General features: G+C 56.4%; 20 protein-coding genes, 1 tRNA gene and 1 pseudogene. 10 read left to right on the top strand and 12 right to left on the bottom strand.

Translation table 11 applies throughout. The features are described 5' to 3' along the window. Nucleotides 1-23: 23 nt before the first annotated feature. Entirely contained in the window at nucleotides 24-527 is a 504-nt protein-coding gene (locus tag AB4O41_RS10450; protein WP_460147661.1) for an inclusion body family protein, read from the bottom strand. A gap of 444 nt (nucleotides 528-971) precedes the next feature. Here AB4O41_RS10450 and AB4O41_RS10445 point away from each other — a divergent pair, with 444 nt between their 5' ends. Together AB4O41_RS10445 and tam are read left to right on the top strand one after the other, a co-directional pair. Next, nucleotides 972-1301, top strand: a complete 330-nt coding sequence (locus AB4O41_RS10445) for a YXWGXW repeat-containing protein (protein WP_460147660.1) — start codon at nucleotides 972-974, stop codon at nucleotides 1299-1301. Between the two features lie 70 nt (nucleotides 1302-1371). Next, a complete protein-coding gene (tam, locus tag AB4O41_RS10440) occupies nucleotides 1372-2142 on the top strand; it encodes a trans-aconitate 2-methyltransferase (RefSeq protein ID WP_460147659.1) in 771 nt (256 codons plus the stop codon). A gap of 56 nt (nucleotides 2143-2198) precedes the next feature. Here tam and AB4O41_RS10435 read toward each other — a convergent pair whose 3' ends face one another. The 3 genes from AB4O41_RS10435 to AB4O41_RS10425 all read right to left on the bottom strand — a co-directional run bounded on the left by AB4O41_RS10435 (nucleotide 2199) and on the right by AB4O41_RS10425 (nucleotide 3521). Continuing rightward, entirely contained in the window at nucleotides 2199-2606 is a 408-nt protein-coding gene (locus tag AB4O41_RS10435) for a type II toxin-antitoxin system HicB family antitoxin (protein ID WP_460147658.1), read from the bottom strand. A 36-nt stretch (nucleotides 2607-2642) separates the two neighbouring features. Next, complete coding sequence (locus AB4O41_RS10430) at nucleotides 2643-2822, bottom strand: type II toxin-antitoxin system HicA family toxin (RefSeq protein WP_048394018.1); 180 nt, start codon at nucleotides 2820-2822, stop codon at nucleotides 2643-2645. Nucleotides 2823-3185: 363 nt separating this feature from the next. Then, complete coding sequence (locus AB4O41_RS10425) at nucleotides 3186-3521, bottom strand: hypothetical protein (RefSeq protein WP_460147657.1); 336 nt, start codon at nucleotides 3519-3521, stop codon at nucleotides 3186-3188. Nucleotides 3522-3923: 402 nt separating this feature from the next. Here AB4O41_RS10425 and AB4O41_RS10420 point away from each other — a divergent pair. From AB4O41_RS10420 to AB4O41_RS10400, 5 genes and pseudogenes are all read left to right on the top strand, one after another. After that, a pseudogene (locus AB4O41_RS10420) lies at nucleotides 3924-5387 on the top strand (c-type cytochrome); the annotation flags it as partial. A 54-nt stretch (nucleotides 5388-5441) separates the two neighbouring features. After that, a complete protein-coding gene (gene ctaD, locus AB4O41_RS10415) occupies nucleotides 5442-7217 on the top strand; it encodes a cytochrome c oxidase subunit I (RefSeq protein WP_460148324.1) in 1776 nt (591 codons plus the stop codon). Continuing rightward, nucleotides 7214-7903 carry a cytochrome c oxidase subunit 3 gene (locus tag AB4O41_RS10410; protein ID WP_460147656.1) on the top strand — a complete coding sequence of 230 codons (690 nt, stop codon included), beginning with the start codon at nucleotides 7214-7216 and terminating at the stop codon, nucleotides 7901-7903. The genes ctaD and AB4O41_RS10410 overlap by 4 nt, the downstream gene beginning before the upstream one ends. Nucleotides 7904-7909: 6 nt before the next feature. Next, entirely contained in the window at nucleotides 7910-8623 is a 714-nt protein-coding gene (locus tag AB4O41_RS10405) for a heme-copper oxidase subunit III family protein (RefSeq protein WP_460147655.1), read from the top strand. Nucleotides 8624-8636: 13 nt separating this feature from the next. Next, complete coding sequence (locus tag AB4O41_RS10400; RefSeq protein WP_460147654.1) at nucleotides 8637-8954, top strand: cytochrome C oxidase subunit IV family protein; 318 nt, start codon at nucleotides 8637-8639, stop codon at nucleotides 8952-8954. Between the two features lie 31 nt (nucleotides 8955-8985). Here the strand turns inward: AB4O41_RS10400 and AB4O41_RS10395 are convergent, their stop codons facing one another. From AB4O41_RS10395 to AB4O41_RS10375, 5 genes are all read right to left on the bottom strand, one after another. Further along, complete coding sequence (locus AB4O41_RS10395) at nucleotides 8986-9546, bottom strand: magnesium transporter (RefSeq protein WP_460147653.1); 561 nt, start codon at nucleotides 9544-9546, stop codon at nucleotides 8986-8988. A 531-nt stretch (nucleotides 9547-10077) separates the two neighbouring features. Continuing rightward, a tRNA-Gly gene (locus tag AB4O41_RS10390) sits at nucleotides 10078-10151 on the bottom strand. Nucleotides 10152-10333: 182 nt separating this feature from the next. Next, a complete protein-coding gene (locus AB4O41_RS10385) occupies nucleotides 10334-11218 on the bottom strand; it encodes an alpha/beta fold hydrolase (RefSeq protein WP_460147652.1) in 885 nt (294 codons plus the stop codon). 315 nt (nucleotides 11219-11533) lie between these two features. After that, nucleotides 11534-12226 (bottom strand): pseudouridine synthase, encoded by a 693-nt coding sequence (locus tag AB4O41_RS10380; RefSeq protein WP_460147651.1) that lies wholly within the window; start codon nucleotides 12224-12226, stop codon nucleotides 11534-11536. Further along, a complete protein-coding gene (locus AB4O41_RS10375) occupies nucleotides 12216-12446 on the bottom strand; it encodes a cysteine-rich CWC family protein (RefSeq protein WP_460147650.1) in 231 nt (76 codons plus the stop codon). The genes AB4O41_RS10380 and AB4O41_RS10375 overlap by 11 nt, the downstream gene beginning before the upstream one ends. A gap of 201 nt (nucleotides 12447-12647) precedes the next feature. Here AB4O41_RS10375 and AB4O41_RS10370 point away from each other — a divergent pair, with 201 nt between their 5' ends. Together AB4O41_RS10370 and AB4O41_RS10365 are read left to right on the top strand one after the other, a co-directional pair. Beyond that, nucleotides 12648-12884, top strand: coding sequence for a hypothetical protein (locus AB4O41_RS10370; RefSeq protein WP_460147649.1), 237 nt, complete (start codon nucleotides 12648-12650; stop codon nucleotides 12882-12884). 212 nt (nucleotides 12885-13096) lie between these two features. Beyond that, nucleotides 13097-13564 (top strand): hypothetical protein, encoded by a 468-nt coding sequence (locus tag AB4O41_RS10365; RefSeq protein WP_460147648.1) that lies wholly within the window; start codon nucleotides 13097-13099, stop codon nucleotides 13562-13564. Between the two features lie 53 nt (nucleotides 13565-13617). Here AB4O41_RS10365 and AB4O41_RS10360 read toward each other — a convergent pair whose 3' ends face one another. Then, entirely contained in the window at nucleotides 13618-14730 is a 1113-nt protein-coding gene (locus tag AB4O41_RS10360) for an enoyl-CoA hydratase/isomerase family protein (RefSeq protein ID WP_460147647.1), read from the bottom strand. 132 nt (nucleotides 14731-14862) lie between these two features. Here AB4O41_RS10360 and ung point away from each other — a divergent pair, with 132 nt between their 5' ends. Then, nucleotides 14863-15555: a uracil-DNA glycosylase gene (gene ung, locus AB4O41_RS10355; RefSeq protein WP_008074486.1), complete on the top strand. Its 693-nt coding sequence runs from the start codon at nucleotides 14863-14865 to the stop codon at nucleotides 15553-15555. Nucleotides 15556-15657: 102 nt separating this feature from the next. Here the strand turns inward: ung and AB4O41_RS10350 are convergent, their stop codons facing one another. Beyond that, nucleotides 15658-16698: an AbrB family transcriptional regulator gene (locus tag AB4O41_RS10350; protein ID WP_460147646.1), complete on the bottom strand. Its 1041-nt coding sequence runs from the start codon at nucleotides 16696-16698 to the stop codon at nucleotides 15658-15660. Next, on the bottom strand, nucleotides 16691-18205 hold the full coding sequence (locus tag AB4O41_RS10345; protein ID WP_460147645.1) for a tripartite tricarboxylate transporter permease: 1515 nt from the start codon (nucleotides 18203-18205) through the stop codon (nucleotides 16691-16693). Before AB4O41_RS10345 ends, AB4O41_RS10350 begins: the two co-directional genes overlap by 8 nt. Nucleotide 18206: the final 1 nt, after the last annotated feature.

Here is an 18206-nt window from a genome sequence, read left to right as displayed (position 1 = left end):
TTGCCAAGGGGCCCGGCGCATCATCAGTTGCGGATGGTAATGAACGGATCCCAAGAGCAGCAGCCGACGATTTTGCAATCGCGATCCACGATCAGGAAGTTGAAGTGATAGGTCACGCTGCCGCACGAAAGTGTTTCCGAAGACCAGTAATAGTTATCGACTTTCTGGCAGCTGGGCACCGACGGGTTGCTGGTGTTGGGGACGGCGACGCAGGCGGTAGCCTTGCGCGGCGTAGGCGTGGAGATCAACTCGTTACCTGCGTTACCGATGAATTTGTAGAAAACCACCGCAGTCTCGAAGCTCTGCGACAGGCTGGTTTCACGCCAGCGAATCAGATCGCCCACCTGTGCTTTCAGGTTGAGTTCGCCACCGGCCTGGCCACTTACCACGTTGTTCTGATTGGTCACCATGTACACATGATTGACGTCGATCATCGTCGGCGCAGCAGGGTTTTTGCTGATGTTCGGATAATTTTTCAGAATGGTTTCGGTGTCGATGGAAACAAGTACATCCGTGACTCGAGACATAGTAAAGCTCCTTTGAACATAGTGATTACCTGGCTACCTACCAGGCACGGCAACGCTTGTTTGCCTTGCGGCCGTTGCGAACACACTACTGGGGAACCCACTCGATCACGGGGTACGAGCTGGCCTTGCTCCTTGCCTTGAAATGACGGGTTGGGTTCCTTCCAACAGGCCGCGAGTAGGACTATAGATGCCATTTCTATACTGTCAAAATCGCTTTGTCGTTCGCTCGACGAACGGTTCTTTTTGTTATGACTTTCAATGATTTTGCGATAAGAGAAGACTCATTCAGATCCCCTGTGTTTTTCAATCATCAAATGACCCGGGTTCAGGCAACAGACAGACAAGGCCTGTTAAAAGAGTAATGAACCAGGCAGGAGCATGGTTAGAAAAGGGGGTGTTTTTTGCTGATTCACTCGATTTGGCTTTCAAGCCTGAGGAGGCGGCATGTTGTTACGTTACATGGTGTTGCTGGCGGTGGTGGTTACCGCTGCGGGTTGTGTGCAGGAACGGGTTGTTCATGACCGGCGTCCGGTGCAGCGTGAATATGTTGAAATCATCGCGCCGCAACCGCCACCGGAACGCGTTGTTGAGGTAGAGCCTGCGGGGCGGCCGGGTTATCTCTGGTCCAGAGGGTACTGGCGTTGGGAAGGTGGGCGTTATGTCGCGATTCATGGCCATTGGGTCCCGGAACGGCCGGGTTATCGTTATGTGCATCCGCACTGGGAGCAACGTAACGATGGCTGGCATTGGCGGGTGGGGGCGTGGGTTAACTGACGCGGTCGATGTATCGTAGCGAACCGGTTGTCTGCCTCTGGCTACAACCCTGCACCGACAGGAGAGCGATATGAGTTGGTCCGCCAAACAATACGTAGCGTTTGAAGATGAGCGCACGCGCCCGGCGCGTGACTTGCTGGCCGCCATCCCCCAAGTGGACGTCCAATCGGCAATCGACATCGGCTGCGGCCCCGGTAATTCCACCGAGTTGCTGGTGCAGCGTTTTCCCAATGCCGCGGTGCGAGGGGTGGACAGTTCACCCGATATGGTCGAGGCCGCTCGCAAGCGCTTGCCTCACCTGCGTTTCGACATTGCTGACATTGATACCTGGAACGAGACCGGCCCGTTCGATGTGATTTTCGCCAACGCGGTATTGCAGTGGCTGCCCGATCACACCCGGTTGCTGCCGTCATTGGTAACCAGGCTTGCGCCCGGCGGTAGCCTGGCGATTCAGATGCCCGACAACCTCAACGAACCGTCGCACAGGTTGATGCGCGAGGTTGCAGCGAACGGCCCTTGGGCTGACAAATTGGCAAGAGCCACTGGCCTGCGAACGGAAATGGAGGATGCGGGTGGTTACTACTCGATGATGCGTGCCCACTGCACCCGCGTCGATGTATGGCGCACCACTTACTACCATCCACTCGCGGACGGCGCATCGGGCGTGGTCGAGTGGTTCAAGGGCAGCGGTTTACGGCCTTTCCTTGAGCCGCTGAATGAAGCGGAGCGGGTGCAGTATCTCAAGCAGTATCAGGCGGCGATCGAGCAGGCCTATCCGGCGCTGAGCGATGGTTCGGTGCTGTTGCCATTTCCGCGGTTGTTCATGGTGGCGACGCGTTGACCTACAAAGGGACATGCCTGGTCGATTGGCTCTTTGGTTGACCAACCTTCGAACCATTAGCCCTGCTGCAAAACCTTGAGTGCCGCCGAGGCGAGAAACCCGGAGCGACTCTTCTCTTCCGGATGATGCAGTACGTACTCATCGATGCGGTTGAGCAGGTAGCCGGGCAGGGTGATGTTGAGTTTCTGTGCCTTGCCCAGGTATTTGGTGATATCGATGTCCACCACGGCCCACGTACACCCTGCGTACTGTGGATTGGCCGCATGCAGGGTCACTTTGTTGGCGGGCGGAATCGGTGATCCGTCTTCGGCCAATATTTCGAAATGGCCTTCGATGGCTTCGCGTGCCATGGCCATGGCGTCATCCAGATCCTCGCCGGCGGAAAAACAACCCGGAATATCCGGTACTTCTACACCCCAGGCGTGTTCGTCATCGCCCATGGAAATCGCAATTGGATAAAGCATGTTCGTCATCCTCCGAAGGCGCTGTCCATCGACTCGTCAGAGCAGTGCCTGTTGCAAAATACTGATGGCCGTTTTTTTGAGCAGATCCTTTTTCGGATGAGGAACCGTTACCAGTCCTGGCTTGGTCGGATGCTTGAAATGGTGATGGCTCCCCTTGATTCGTACCAGATACCAGCCATCTGCAACGATTTGGCTTATCAAAAAACGGCTATTCACATCACCTCCCTGTGGTGTGCTTGTGGTTACTATACCTACTGAAATTCACTAATCAACACTATAACCGCCAATGCATCCTGAGCACCGATGTGTTAGCGACATGAAATGAGTCTAGGAGGGCATTTGGCGATGGCTTGGGGAAGGCCGGCTTTCTGTATTGCAGGGTTTTGCCGAGGTGCTGGGGAGCGAGGGAGATCAAATCTCAATGCATAAAAAAACGGGCCACTTCGGATCAATGTCAGTCAATTGGGCAAATTGGACATGTAGGAGCCCGCGGTGCGGCGAAAAGCGGTTGCTCGCTTAACTGACTGGCATTGGCCACTTCAACCATCATGACGCGAGACTGAAATTGAGTAGTAGCTTCTAAAGCAGCTGATCAATCAGAACCGCATTGGTATAGACCAAGCTTCCATCACTCGCTTGATGCCCGACCAAATGGAACTGACCGCGCTCGTGCTGCAAGTAGACGCGCATTTGGCAGTCGGACAAGGGGCCGTACCCCTCTGGCAGGATCAAATCCATGGAGCTCATGTCGACATCGACCATGGCTTCAGGCTCATGGGTCTTCTGTAAACGTTCTTCAGCTTGCTCCAGACGCAGATGGAGGGGGCCATCGACATCAAAACTGATCTCACCTATCGGGGTGGACTTTTGCGCGCCGGTGGTTTTGCACCAGCCTTCGATCGTCAGGTTACTCATGACGAAACCTCCGTCGTGGACTGCTGGACTCTGTAGCTCTTGTCTCTTCTCAAGCCATCCTCTTCTGGCCAGTTCTGCCATCCGTATCAGGGTTGAGTATAGCTGGCAACCGGGCTTCGCTTGCTGTAGCCGGCGTCAATTCGCTATGCCACATTTAGTCCCGAGAGACGGGATATTGAATATCCATAGTTACATGTAGCGAATAGCTTTAAACGATTAACTTAATGTTCGAATTGGAATATCTGGCCAGCAGGTTTTTCAGAAAAAGCGCGTGTTCCGTCCATGCACTATACTTCTTGCGGACTTTGCCGTCGGCATGGATGGTACTTGTCTGCCCTGCTTGGACGTCAGTGGCGATGCTGTTGCATAACCAGTGAACAACAGGAATAGGATGAACAGAAAATGGCAATAGCAATTATCTTGATACTAATCGTTATTGCATCAGTTCTGTTCAATATACTAGCGCCTTGGCATGCGACACCGGCAGCGTCCAACTGGGGGTCGATAGACACCACCCTGTTCATCACCCTGATCATTAGTGGAATATTTTTCATCGCTATCACGGTATTTATGGCGGTAGCCGTGATGCGTTACCGGCACAAGGAAGGTTCCAGGGCACACTACCAGCCAGAAAGTAAAAAGTTGGAAACCTGGTTAATTATCGTGACCTCGGTAGGTATTGCCGCAATGTTGGCGCCAGGCCTGGTGGTTTACAATGATTTCATCCGCGTGCCGAAAAATGCTTATGAACTTGAAGTGGTCGCCCAGCAGTGGCAGTGGGCCTTTCGTTTTCCCGGCCATGACGGCAAGCTGGGTAAATCGGATATCAAGTTTGTTGATGCCACCAATCCCCTCGGCCTTGATCCCAGGGATCCTGTGGGTCAGGACGATGTACTTATAAAAAACAATGAAGTTCGCCTTCCGCTCGATCAACCAGTGAAAGTTTTACTGCGTTCTAAAGATGTACTACACAATTTTTATATCCCGCAAATTCGCAGCAAGATGGACATGGTGCCGGGGATGGTGTCGTACTTTTGGTTTACGCCGACTAAAACCGGGAAATATGAAATCCTTTGCGCTGAATATTGTGGCGTAGGTCATTACAACATGCGCGGCCAGATGATTGTGGAAGAGCGGGGCGCCTTCGATCAATGGCTGAACAGCCAACCGACTTTTGCGCAGACATTAAAGACAGCAGCCAAACCCAGTCAGGACAGCGTGGTGGAAAAAGGTCGCTTGCTGGTCGAAAAATACGGCTGCGGTGCCTGCCATAGCCAGGATGGCAGTACCAGTCTCGGCCCGGGATGGAAGGGGCTGTATGGCCGCACTGAACAGTTTGCCGATGGCACCAGTGCGCTGGTTGATGAGGCCTACCTGAAAGAGTCGATCCTCGATCCTAAGGCCCGACTGGTGCAGGGCTACCCGCCGGTCATGGTGGCCTATACTCTCACTGAAGATGAACTGGGTGCTGTCGTCGCCCTGATCAAATCACTGGGTGCCGCGCAGCAAGAACCGTCTGCCAGCGAAAAGTTGGACAGAGGTGACGACTTGGCGACGCAGGGGCAGCGGCTGGCCGAGTCGCTAGGTTGCCTGGCCTGCCACAGTGTCGATGGTAGCAAGAGTGTCGGCCCCAGCTGGCAGGGGCTGTATGGCAAGACAGAAACCCTTGCCGACGGTACGAGTACCAAGGTCGATGAGGGCTATATAAAGGATTCAGTTCTTAATCCCGGCGCCAAAATCGTCAAAGGCTATGCACCCGTCATGCCGACCTTGGCTCCGACTGATCAGGAGTTGAATGCACTGATCGCTTTTATCAAATCCAAAGCGAATGCCGACGCTGATGCGAGTAAGGCGGAGCCAGGGGAAGTAGCCGTAAAGCAGCCAGGAATGCACCGAAACTTCGAACAGGAGGATGACGTGATGGCCTATGCGGAGCAAGCCGAAACAGAAGCACTACACGAACCCAAAAGCTTCCTGACCAAATATATCTGGAGTCAGGACCACAAGGTTATAGCCATTCAATATTCCTTGACGGCTATTTTCGTGGGCGTTATCGCCGTGGTGTTGTCCGGCTTGATGCGTATACAGATTGGCTTCCCCGGCGCGTTGGAGTTCATGGACGCCAGTGCTTACTATCAGGCGATGACCATGCACGGCATGATCATGGTCATTTACTTGTTGACGGCCTTGTTTCTGGGTGGCTTCGGTAACTATCTGATCCCGCTGATGGTGGGGGCCCGTGACATGGTCTTCCCCTATGTCAACATGCTGAGTTACTGGTTCTACCTGGTAGCGGTAGTGGTGTTGCTCTCCAGCTTCTTTGTCCCTGGCGGCCCCACTGGTTCGGGCTGGACGCTCTATCCGCCACAGTCCATTTCTCAGGGGACACCGGGGGTCGAGTGGGGCATCGTCCTGATGCTCGTCTCCCTGGCGATTTTTATTGTCGCAGCCACTATGGGTGGCTTGAACTACGTCACCACGGTGTTGCAGGCGCGCACGCACGGCATGACATTGTTTCGCATGCCGCTCTCCGTATGGGGAATTTTTACTGCCTCGATTATGGCCTTGCTGGCCTTCCCAGCATTGTTTGTCAGTGCGGTAATGATGCTGTTTGACAAGCTGTTGGGCACCAGCTTCTTTATGCCGGCGATGATCTCACTGGGGCAGCAGATCGATCACCAGGGTGGCAGCCCAATATTATTTCAGCACCTGTTCTGGTTCTTCGGCCACCCGGAGGTCTACATCGTTGCTCTCCCTGCGTTTGGCCTGGTCTCCGACTTGATCAGCACGCATGCGCGTAAAAATATCTTCGGCTACCGAATGATGGTGTGGGCCATTATTGCGATTGGCGTACTCAGCTTTGTGGTCTGGGCGCACCATATGTATGTCAGTGGAATGAACCCGTACTTTGGCTTTTTCTTCGCCACCACCACCTTGATCATCGCGGTGCCGACCGCACTGAAAGTCTACAACTGGGTGCTGACCCTGTGGCGGGGCGATATCCATCTGACCGTGCCGATGCTGTTTGCCCTGGCCTTTATTGTCACCTTCCTGGTCGGCGGTCTGACCGGGTTGTTTCTCGGCAATGTGATCGTGGATATTCCGCTCTCGGACACCTATTTCGTCGTCGCCCATTTTCATATGGTCATGGGGGTCGCTCCGGTACTGGTGGTGTTCGGCGGCATTTATCATTGGTTCCCGAAAGTCACCGGGCGCATGTTGAACGACACCCTGGGCAAGTTGCATTTCTGGATTACCTTTCTGGGTACCTACGCCATCTTCTTCCCCATGCACTACCTGGGTTTCCAGGGCATGCCTCGCCGTTACTACGCCTATGAAAACTACGCGTTCATCCCGCAGTCGGCGCAAGAGTTGAATGCCTTCATTACGGTGATCGCATTGACCGTCGGCGTTTCCCAGCTGCTGTTCCTGTTCAACCTTGCCTGGAGTGCATTCAAGGGCAAGCCCGCAGGCAGTAATCCCTGGGGCGCGGCCAGCCTGGAATGGCAAACGCCGAACACCCCGCCGATACATGGTAACTGGGGAGCGAAGCTGCCGGTCGTGCATCGCTGGGCCTATGACTACAGTGTGCCGGGGATAGAACAGGATTTCGTTCCGCAAACCGTCTCCGCCGAGGAGCTGGAGCAGATGCGGCAACTGAGTGCCGGAACCAAGATAGCGGACGTTAAAACATGAAAAGGCTGCTATTGAGAAACGCCGACGGCGCTGACCCCGGCGGCAGTTGGAGTCGCGATCCTGGTGGTATTCAGGCCACCGAGGCTGATAGAAGCCAAATCGCAAGAGTGGGCCTGCGCTTGTTTCTGGTCGTGGTGAGTTCGTTGTTCTTTCTCTTCCTGTTCGCCTTTATTGCCCGTTCACAAATGGCCGACTGGCTCCCCCTGACTGACCCCTTGGCGCCGTTAGCCAATCTCTGGCAGCTATGGCTGAATTCGGCTTTTCTGGTATTGAGTTGCATCGCACTGCAGTGCTCGCGTATGGCCGCCCGGCAGGCTCGACTGGACGCAACAGTCATTGGTTTTGCATTGGGGGGAGTATTTGCCATTGCCTTTCTGGTGGGGCAACTCTGGGTCTGGCAGCAGTTTGTCGCCTGGGGCTACTTTGTCGCCAGCAATCCGGCCAACAGTTTCTTCTACCTGTTGACCGGCCTGCATGGGCTCCACCTGCTGGGCGGGCTGATAGCCTGGAGCATAATCGTCGCTAAATTCCTGCGTCGCGTGCCGTTGGCGCAACTCAGCGTCAGCGTAGAACTCTGTACCACTTATTGGCACTACTTACTGGGTCTTTGGTTCGTGCTATTCGCTTTGCTGGCCAGCACGCCGGAGACTTACGAAGCCATCGCCAGATTCTGCGGCCTGAGGTGAAAAGCCATGGCATCGCACCCACTTGCCCCAGGCGAATCCAGTTCATCCAATCCACCCGACTCACCGCCTGCTCCGGGATGGCAGGGCATCGCCAGCGACTGGGCCTCGGATAAAGAGGTCTTCAAGCAGGTGCCTTGGGGCAAGGCGATGATGTGGATATTCCTGCTCAGCGATACGTTTATATTCACCTGTTTTTTAACCGGCTACATGTCGGTACGCATGACCATCACCACCGCCTGGCCGAACCCCAGTGAAGTGTTCGCATTGACGATCGGCGGTAGAGAAATCCCGCTTATTCTGATCGCGATCATGACCTTTGTGCTGATCAGTAGCAGCGGCACCATGGCCATGGCCGTTAATTTCGCCTATCGCCGTGATCGCGCGAAAACCACTGCCCTGATGCTGGCGACCGCTGCCTTGGGGGTGACCTTCGTCGGCATGCAGGCATTTGAATGGAGCAAGCTCATTGCAGAAGGGGTGCGTCCCTGGGGGAACCCCATGGGGGCGGCGCAATTTGGTGCCAGCTTTTTCATGATTACCGGCTTCCACGGACTGCATGTGTCAATCGGAGCCATCTACCTCAGCATTGTGGCGATGAAAGTATTGCGGGGAGATTATGAGCGCTCCGGAAACTATCAAAACGTCGAGATAGCCGGGCTTTACTGGCACTTCGTGGATTTGGTGTGGGTTTTTATTTTTGCTTTCTTCTATTTATGGTAGAGGAGCACGGGTGATGGCGCATGCTCAGGGTCAGCAACATCCAATCAGTTTGTACCTCAAAATCTGGGGGCTGTTATTCGTCCTCAGCACGATGTCGTACCTTGTCGACTATTTCCATTTCCATGGCTACCTTCGGTGGTCTCTGATCATCACTTTCATGTTGTTGAAGGCAGGTTTGATTGTCTCCATCTTCATGCACATGGCCTGGGAACGGTTGGCCATTGTCTACGCCATACTGTTGCCACCTTTATGTTTACTGGTGCTCGTCGGACTGATGGCCACCGAGGCAGACTATGTTTTCCTCAGCCGGGTCATTTCCTTCGGCCAATAAGCAGCTTCCGAATGGCCATGAGTCTCCAGGGCTAACCCGATATCACTCGCTTGAACTGATGCCATTTGTGCTGCCAGGCCACTGTCCAGTGGGGAGCTGCCGTTCCCGTGCCGGCGATCGTCAGCGCTGGATGATGTTCAATTACCCGATCCAGTACCGGTTCCTGATTCGGTTCAACATCCACGAAGAAGATATGTTTTCCCTCTTCTACCATCTGTTTAAAATTGCGGAAGTGAGCATTCGGCACCTGGATACCAAAAAAGCCGCCTTCCCAGATGCAGAAGCCAAATATAACGATGGCCAGGAAGATAAAAGGCACCCAGCCAGCGGCGGATTCGGTCCAGCCCATCCAATAGGCGCCGCCAAGGACCAGCGCCGCGAGTGGCACGCCGACCAACGCACCAATCTCGCCAGAGTGAACAACATCCTGTTTCATCAACGAGTTAACCTCGTGGAGGTGATGTTCTTCAACATCAGCCACTTGTTCACTGAGCACATGAATTTGTTCGGTATTGATGCCGTTGGCTTCAAGTTCATTTTCAACGGCTTCGAGATCGTCGAGATTGTCACTGATGTAATAGTGCCGATTCATGCCACACCTCCCATCTCGTGTTGGCTGTAGACCTCCTCTGTCTTGCAGCCGTTAACTGAGATTTGCAGTCGGTATCTGTGTCCATGGGGAACGTTGTACGCTTCATGCAATTCGTAGGAAGTATAGCATTCGCTAGTATGCGGGGCAGGAGGTGTCAAGGTCTGGAGGGCGGCATGGGCTTGGCGTGCGCCGACGAATTCTGCATTGCAGCGCCACATTCAGACGTTTCCCTGTCAGCCGTTCGTAGAGGAATCCAAAACGCTAATTTCCGTAGATGTGAAAACATTAACGCTTGATGAAATTTGATAATAAATCCGTACTTTTCGAAAAAAATGCTAACAGGCTTCAGGGTAGTCGCTAACGCCCGGAGAGCACTTGCTCATCGATCAGCGGATAATGGACGAAAATTGGGGGATGTTTCAGAGCCCGATTCCACCAAACCCCAAACACAAAAAAACCGGCCATCGAGGCCGGTTTTTTTGTGTTCCTGCATCCCCCGCCAAAAAAACTGACGTGAGACAAAAATTCGATTGGAGCGGGTGAAGGGAATCGAACCCTCGTTATCAGCTTGGGAAGCTGGAGTAATGCCATTATACGACACCCGCTCAGAGCGGCTGACTTTGTACCAGATGTGGGCGTGAAAATGAAGTTTTTCTTTGCGTGCGATGGCTTTAGCACGGGTGAAACGAAAGCACAGACCGCATTTGCGGTCTATCGCGGGCAAGCCTCGCTCCTACAGGAGTGCGTTCAACGATGTAGGGCTGAGCTTGCTCGCGATGACTCTGTTTCAAATTGCCAATGCATGGTGGTCCTGAACGTAGTGGTAACGCGGTCGGCTTTCGTGTTGCGTCGGTTTCAGGAAGCCCAGCAATGCGTTGCGGCTGTCTCGGCAGGCAGCTTTGTGCTCCATGTCGAGAAAGTGGCCGGTGGCCTGCAGGGTACTGAAGGTGCTGTGCTGCACGTGGCCGGCGAATAGCTTGGCATCGTCGGCGGCGGTGTACTCGTCCCATTCGCCGTTCATGAACAGCACCGGCACGTTGATTTTCTTCGCCGCGTTCAGGTAGCACTGGCGGTCGCTGTTGAGCACGTCGCTGATGTGAAAATGCATCTGCCCGTATTCATGTTCGGCCAACGAACTGACGTGACGGTAGTTGAAGCGCTTGAACAGCGAGGGCAGGTGTTTGCCGATGGTGCTGTTCACCAAGTCACCAACCCGGTTCCCGTCACGGCTGCCGAGATAATCGACACCGCGCTCAAGGTAGTCGAGCATGTGCTCGTTGACCACCGGCGAGAACGAGCTGATCACGGCCTTTTCGATGCGCCGTGGTTGTTGGGCGAGGGCGACCAGAGTGGCGGCGCCACCAAAGGAAAACGACAGCACGTGCTCGGCGGCGAAGTGGTCGATCAGCTCAAGGAGGATCTGCCCTTCGATTTCCTTGGTGAGCATTTTCTCATGCAGGTTGTGAGCCTTGGACTTGCCCGCGTAGGGCTGGTCGTAGCACACCACATTGAACTCTGGGTAAAGGTTTTTCACGGTCTGTGCAAACGACGCAGTCGTGGACATGGAGCCATTGACCAGAATAATGGTCTTCTCTGCGGCGTCTGCGCGATAGAACTCCGTGTAAACCCGATACTGACCCTGTATATCCAGCACAGCGATTTCTGGCCTCATGACATAAGACTCCTGGCAAGCGGGTATGCGCGCAAATCAGATTGCACGAGCTTTGTGACAGGTAGGCATACGCCTGGAATTTTTGAAGGCCCATGTCGATCCATTGCAGGCCGGTCGACGGGTATTGTTATAAGCGGGCAGTTTGCCGGGGGAAGGCGGAACCTGAGGGTTCTCTGCCGGCAAAAGTTTCTTAGAGTAGTTTTGGTGACTCGCCGGTCACATTTCGCGCCGACGTCCTGATTCAAGCAGGGGTCACGTCATCGCGCAAGTATCTTTCGTAAAATTTTTAGCGGCTTCTGCTGAGCGGTCGCCTGCTTAGATCAATCGGATCTCATCGCTGCTCAACGGCCGGTACTCGCCCGGCTTCAGCGCATCGTCGAGCACCAGCGGACCCATGCGTTCACGGTGCAGGCGCAACACCTTGTTGTCGAAGTGGCCGAACATCCGTTTAACCTGATGATAGCGGCCCTCGACGATGCTCAGACGCGCAGATTTTGGCCCGAGTACGACCAGTTCGGCAGGTTGGGTAGTGAGGTCTTCGAAGGCGAAATACAGCCCTTTGGCGAACGTGATCGCGTACTCGGCAGTGATGTCCTGCTCCGTCTCGACGTGGTAGATCTTGGGCAGTTTGGTCTGCGGTTGCGTCAGGCGTCGCGACCAGCTGCCATCGTTGGTGATCAGCATCAGGCCGGTGGTGTTGAAATCCAGACGGCCGGCGATGTGCAGGTCTTCCTTGTCCGATTCATCGATCAGGTCGAGCACGGTCGGGTGTTGCGGGTCGCGGGTGGCACTGACGCAGCCGGGTGGTTTATGCAGCATGAAGTAGCGGGCCGGCTTGCCAACTTGCAGCACCTCGTCGTCGACTTCCACGCGGCTGAACTCGAGCACCTCGGCGTGAGGGTCGCTGACGACTTCTCCGTCGACCCTGACGCGCTTTTCCACCAGCAACAGGCGTACCTGCTTACGGTTGAAGCAGGGCAGGTTGCTGAGGAAGCGGTCAACGCGCATGGCTAGGGATCGGCCAAACGGCTGCTTGCAACTGCATCTCGACCTGGGCGCAGGCCGGGCACAGGCAGGACTTGTCGCGCAGCTCGGCGGGCAATGCCTGGAGCACCGCCGGATCGATGCTGACGCCGTAGCACCAGCAGGCACGATCAACGGTTCGCGGGTCAGCCAGGCTGCAGTCGTTGGAGGCGCCGCAAGCCGGGCAGAGGTCAGGTTTATTCATGAGAGGCATTCGATTACGGCCGGTTTGCTTGGCCCGAGACCGCGCATGATCGGTCGGCTGGCAGCCATGCGCAAGCCAGCTTGAGCTGGCCGCTGATCTGAAGGCCAGACGCTGTCTGGCACTCGGGACCGGTTTGAAAGTCAAAACAGGTGTCAGCCGGTCAGTGCCGACTGCTGTTTGCGGGTCTTCCAGGAGGCCGCCATGCTTTGTCAGAAAAAGCTCCGCCGAATACTGCTCTGTGTGTTTTTTGGTTTGGGCTTGTCCGGCTGCTATTACTACGCAGGTGGTGCCGATGTTTATCCGGCACCTTATTACTATCCCGGCTATAACTACTCTCCTTACTACGACGGCGGCCCGCGTTTTTACGGGGGCTATCGCTACTATTATTTCAGTGGGCCCCGTCATTACCACGGTGGACACTATCGCGGACACCGTTAACCCAACTCACGAAGACAGCGGCGCGTCCGGCTTCACGAGCGCGCCGTTTTCTTCTGGGTAGATGAAAAACCTTTCATCGGGTACTTGTTTCAGAGTGTTGCATGAACGCACCAGATTCCGATTTCACTGTCTGATCTTTCGACAGTTGTGAACAATTGACTGTCGCCTGCCAGCGTCGCTGGTGTGGCTCACTCGCGGTCCAGGAGGCCGCCATGCTCTGTCAAAAAAAGCTCCACCAAACTCTGCTGATTGCTCTATTGGGATTGTTTCTTGGTGCGTGCGTACCCTATTCCGATGGAGGAGACAGCTACTACCGTTCCGAGGTCTACACATCCCCTGCGCCGTATTATTCCGGCGGCGGGTCCTATTACTCTGATGGTCGTTACTACTCGGCCCCGCAAAGGTATTACTCACCACCTGCACGGTATTACCAGCCAACGCCGCGTTATTACCACCAGCCGCGGGTTTATCAATCGGCACCACGGTATTACCAGTCGGCGCCACGAGCAGACTATCGGGTCTATCAGAATCGTGGATGGGACCGTCATGACCGCGGCGGTTGGGACGGCCATAACCGGGGTGGCCGGAATGATGACTATCGAGGTCACAACAGGTCGGATTATCGCGGCGGAAGGGACGGCCATCATGATCGCGGCGACGGCCGAGGCGGCCGCTGGTAAAACCTCTCAACAAAAAGCGGCGCATGAAGCGCCGCTTTTTTTGTGCCCGAAACTCAATACTCCGACAGGTCAGCCAGAGGATGCCGGCCTTCCCAGACTTTATGGAAATGCGCCTCCACCGCCGCCTCCGGTACATTGTTGATGTCTGGCCAGTGCCAGCGAGGTTTCTGGTCCTTGTCGATCAACCGCGCTCGCACGCCTTCGCTGAACTCCGGATGACGGCAGCAGTTGAGGCTGATGGTGTATTCCATCTGAAAGACTTGAGCCAACGATAGATGCCGGGCGCGATCGATCTGTTCCCACACCAGATGGGCGGTCAGGGGCGAGCCTTCAGTCATGGTTTTGGCGGCACGAGCGAGCAGCGGGTCGGAATGTTCGCGCAGCGTACTGATGGCCTTCCAGGCGCAACGAACGTCGCTGACATCCAGCAGTTCGTCGATCTGCTCGCGTCGAGGCAGCCACTGCGCTTCGGGCAGTTGCGCGATCGCTTCCTGCTGCAAGGCCTTGAGCAGGCTGTTGAGCTGCATGGCTGTCTGTTCCTGCCAGTTCAATTGCAGCAAACCTTCGAGCAGCTCATGTTGTTGATCATCGCGCAGGAAGCGGTCGGCGAGGTCCAGATCGATTGCATCACGACCGTTCATCTGGGCGCCGGTCAGGCCGAGAAACAATCCGAGCTTGCCGGGTAACCGCGACAGAAACCAACTGGCGCCGACGTCCGGGTACAAGCCGATGCCGATCTCCGGCATCGCCAACCGGCTGCTCGGCGTAACGATCCGAATGCTCGCACCTTGCAGCAGTCCCATGCCACCACCCAGCACGTACCCATGACCCCAGCAGATCAGCGGTTTGGGGTAGGTGTGCAGGTTGAAGTCGAGGCGATATTCTGCCGCAAAGAAGTTTGCAGCCAAGGGCGGCACTTCGCCGGGATGGGCGCGACACGCCTCCACCAGGCTACGTACTTCACCGCCGGCGCAAAAAGCCTTGGCGCCATTGCCGCGCAGCAGTACGCAAACAATCTGTGGCTCCTTGGCCCAGGCGTCCAGTTGATCGCGCAGGGCGTTAATCATCGGCAAGGAGAGGGCGTTGAGGGACTTTTCGGCATCCAGGCTGGCGATGCCGATGCGTGCGCCGTCGGTGCCGGTGAGTTCTTCGAAGTGCAGATTCATCGTGACCTCGATCGGGAAATTGAGCGTTCAGTATGATCGCTCCATAGGAAAGTGCCGGATCTGCGTCAGATCAATTGACAAGCATGGTCAGCTTTCCTAGGGTTCGCCCCATTGTTTTTGCCGGATGTAACCATGACTGCTGACGACCGTATCAAACTCGAACCGAGCTGGAAGGAGGCACTGCGTGCCGAATTCGACCAGCCTTACATGGCAGAGTTGCGCACATTCCTGCAACAGGAACGCGCGGCGGGAAAAGAGATCTATCCACCCGGACCGATGATTTTCAACGCGCTCAATTCCACGCCGCTGGACAAGGTCAAAGTGGTCATCCTTGGTCAAGACCCTTACCACGGCCCGGGCCAGGCCCATGGGTTGTGCTTCTCGGTGCAGCCGGGCGTGCCGGCACCGCCATCGCTGGTGAACATCTATAAAGAATTGAAACGCGACCTGAACATCGACATTCCCAACCATGGCTATCTGCAGAGTTGGGCAGAGCAGGGCGTGTTGATGCTCAACACCACCATGACCGTGGAACGCGCGAATGCCAACGCCCATGCGGGCAAGGGCTGGCAGTACTTTACCGACCGGATTATCGAAGTGGTCAGCGAGCACCAGCCACATTTGGTGTTCCTGCTATGGGGCGCGCATGCCCAGAGCAAGCAGAAACTCATCGACGCCACCAAACACCTGGTGCTGACCTCGGTCCACCCGTCGCCGCTGTCCGCCTATCGCGGCTTCCTCGGCTGCGGGCACTTCAGCCGGGCGAACAAGTTTCTGGAGCAGAATGGCGAGACGCCGATCGAGTGGCGATTGCCGTCGGTTTGATGGGTTGGCCGTGAAGGCCCCATCGCGGGCAAGCCCGCTCCCACAAGGACTACGCGGACCCTGTGGGAGCGAGCCTGCTCGCGATGGAGGCAACTCGGTCTATCAGGGCGAATCCGGCTCCCGGTTCCAATACCGAAACAACGGCTCAGCCAGAAACAATACAAACAACAACCGCATCACCTGCATCGCCGTCACCAGCGGCACCGACAATTGCAGGGTCTCCGCCGTCAGGCTCATTTCGGCGATTCCGCCGGGCATCATGCCCAGCGTTAGCGAACGCAGATCCAGATGGGTCAGCGCACTCAACCCCAATGCCGCCAACGTTGCGATCAACATGGTCAACATCGTGCCAAGCAGGGTTCGGCCCATGAACGACGGTGCCCGCCGGAAGAACTGCCGATTGAAGTGACACCCCAACCCGCTGCCAATCAGCCACTGACCAATCTGACTGCCGCCGTTGGGCAGACCGATGTGCAGGTCCCAGGCAATGCTCACCGTCGCAGTCACCAGCAACGGTCCGAACAGCCAGGGATTGGGTTGTCGCAGCCGCTCCCAGATCCAGGCGGCAAGGGCGCCCGCCGGGAACAGAATGGCCAGCCACCACCAGTCGACGGTTGTTGGATGCAAGACCGGCGCACCATCACCCAACAGATACTTGAACGCCGCCGGCACACACAGCACCACCACCAACACCCGCAAACTCTGCCCCGCCGCGACACGGCTGAGCACCGCGCCGTTGCGGGCGCCGAGGTTGACCATCTCCCCGGAGCCGCCGGGCATGCTGGAAAAGAATGCAGTGGCGCGATCTTCCCCGGTGCGCCGCATCAACCAGACCCCCACCACAGCGGACAGGCTGGTAACCAGCGCACCGAAGAAGATCAGACCGAAGTGGCTCAGCACCTGCTCCATCACCACTGGGGTGAAGTGCAGGCCGATGCCGATGCCGACGATCCACTGGCCGCACTTGCGGCCGCCAGGGATTTCCGCCAATTGCCAGGGCGTCAGACAGCGCACCAGGATGATCGCCAGCAACGAGCCGACCATCCACGGCAGTGGCCAGCCGATCTGGCTGGCGAGGTAACCGCCCAGCAGACCGACCAGCGGTGTTCCCCACCAGCTTTTGAAGGGCGGCCGATCAGACATCGGCGAGAGCGCGACGGGCGACCGAACGTTTGCGCCAGATGCGCAGCAGCGGCATCAGCAGCATGATTGCCGTCAGTACCCAGCAACCGAATGTGATCGGGCTCGACCAGAGGATTTCCAGCGCACCATTGGAAATCGACAGCGCGCGACGTAGATTTTGCTCCATCAGACCACCAAGGATGAAACCCAGCAGTACCGGCGACAACGGGAAGTCTAGCTTGCGCAGGATGTAGCCGAAAATACCGATGCCGATCATCAGGAACAGGTCGAACGTGGTGGCATGCACCGCGTAGACCCCGATCCCGGTGATGATCGCAATCACCGGCACCAGCGCCCAGTTCGGCACGGCGAGGATGCGGGTAAAGATGCGGATCATCGGAATGTTGAGGATCACCAGCATCACGTTGGCAACGAACAACGACGCGATCAGGCCCCAGACGATGTCCGGTTGCTGCTGGAACAACAGCGGGCCTGGGGTGATGTTGTACAGCGACAGCGCGCCGATCATCACTGCCGTGGTACCCGAGCCCGGAACGCCGAGGGTCAGCATCGGCACCAGTGCACCGCAGGCGGCGCCACCGATGGCGGTTTCCGGAGCCGCGAGGCCACGCATGTCGCCTTGTCCGAACGTACCCTTGGTGCCGGCGATACGTTTCTCGGTCATGTAGGCCACAGCGCTGGCCAACGTCGCACCGGCACCCGGCAACACGCCCATGATGAAGCCCAGTAAACCGCAACGGATGTTCACCACGAACACCGCCGAAGCTTCCTTGAAGTTAAACATCATGCGCCCGGTGGCTTTCACCGCTTCCTGGCCGCGGTGGGTTTTTTCCAGCAGCAGGAGGATTTCGCTGATGGAGAACAGACCCAATACCAGTACGACGAACTGAATGCCGTCCGTCAGGTGAATGTTATCCCCGGTGAAACGGTATACGCCGCTGTTGGCGTCGATGCCGACGCTCGACAGAAACAGACCGATCAGCGCCGCTATGAAGGTCTTGAGTGGTCGGTCGCCGGCCATGCCGCCGAGACAGACAATCGCAAACACCATCAGCACGAAATACTCCGCCGGTCCAAAGGCAATTGCCCATTTCGCCAGCAGCGGGGCAAACAGCACCATGCCGCACGTCGCGATGAATGCACCGATGAACGAGCTCCACGCCGACAGCGACAACGCTACACCGGCCAGGCCTTTGCGGGCCATCGGGTAACCGTCGAGGGTGGTCATGACGGTGGAGGCTTCGCCCGGAATGTTCAGCAGGATCGAGCTGATCCGGCCGCCGTATTCACAACCCAGATATACCGCCGCCAGCAGGATCAGCGCCGACTCCGGCGGCAGGCCGAGGGCGAACGCGATCGGAATCAGCAACGCCACGCCGTTGATCGGACCCAGCCCCGGCAACAGCCCGACGACGGTGCCGATCAGGGTGCCGCACAGCGCGGTCACCAGGTTGTACGGGCTCAGCGCGACGCCGAAGCCCTGACCCAAATAGCCAAGAGTATCCATA

The sequence above is a fragment of the Pseudomonas sp. S2_A02 genome, from assembly GCF_054668495.1.
Note: the sequence above shows the minus strand (reverse complement) of the source record. Positions and strands in the feature narration are given on the sequence as shown.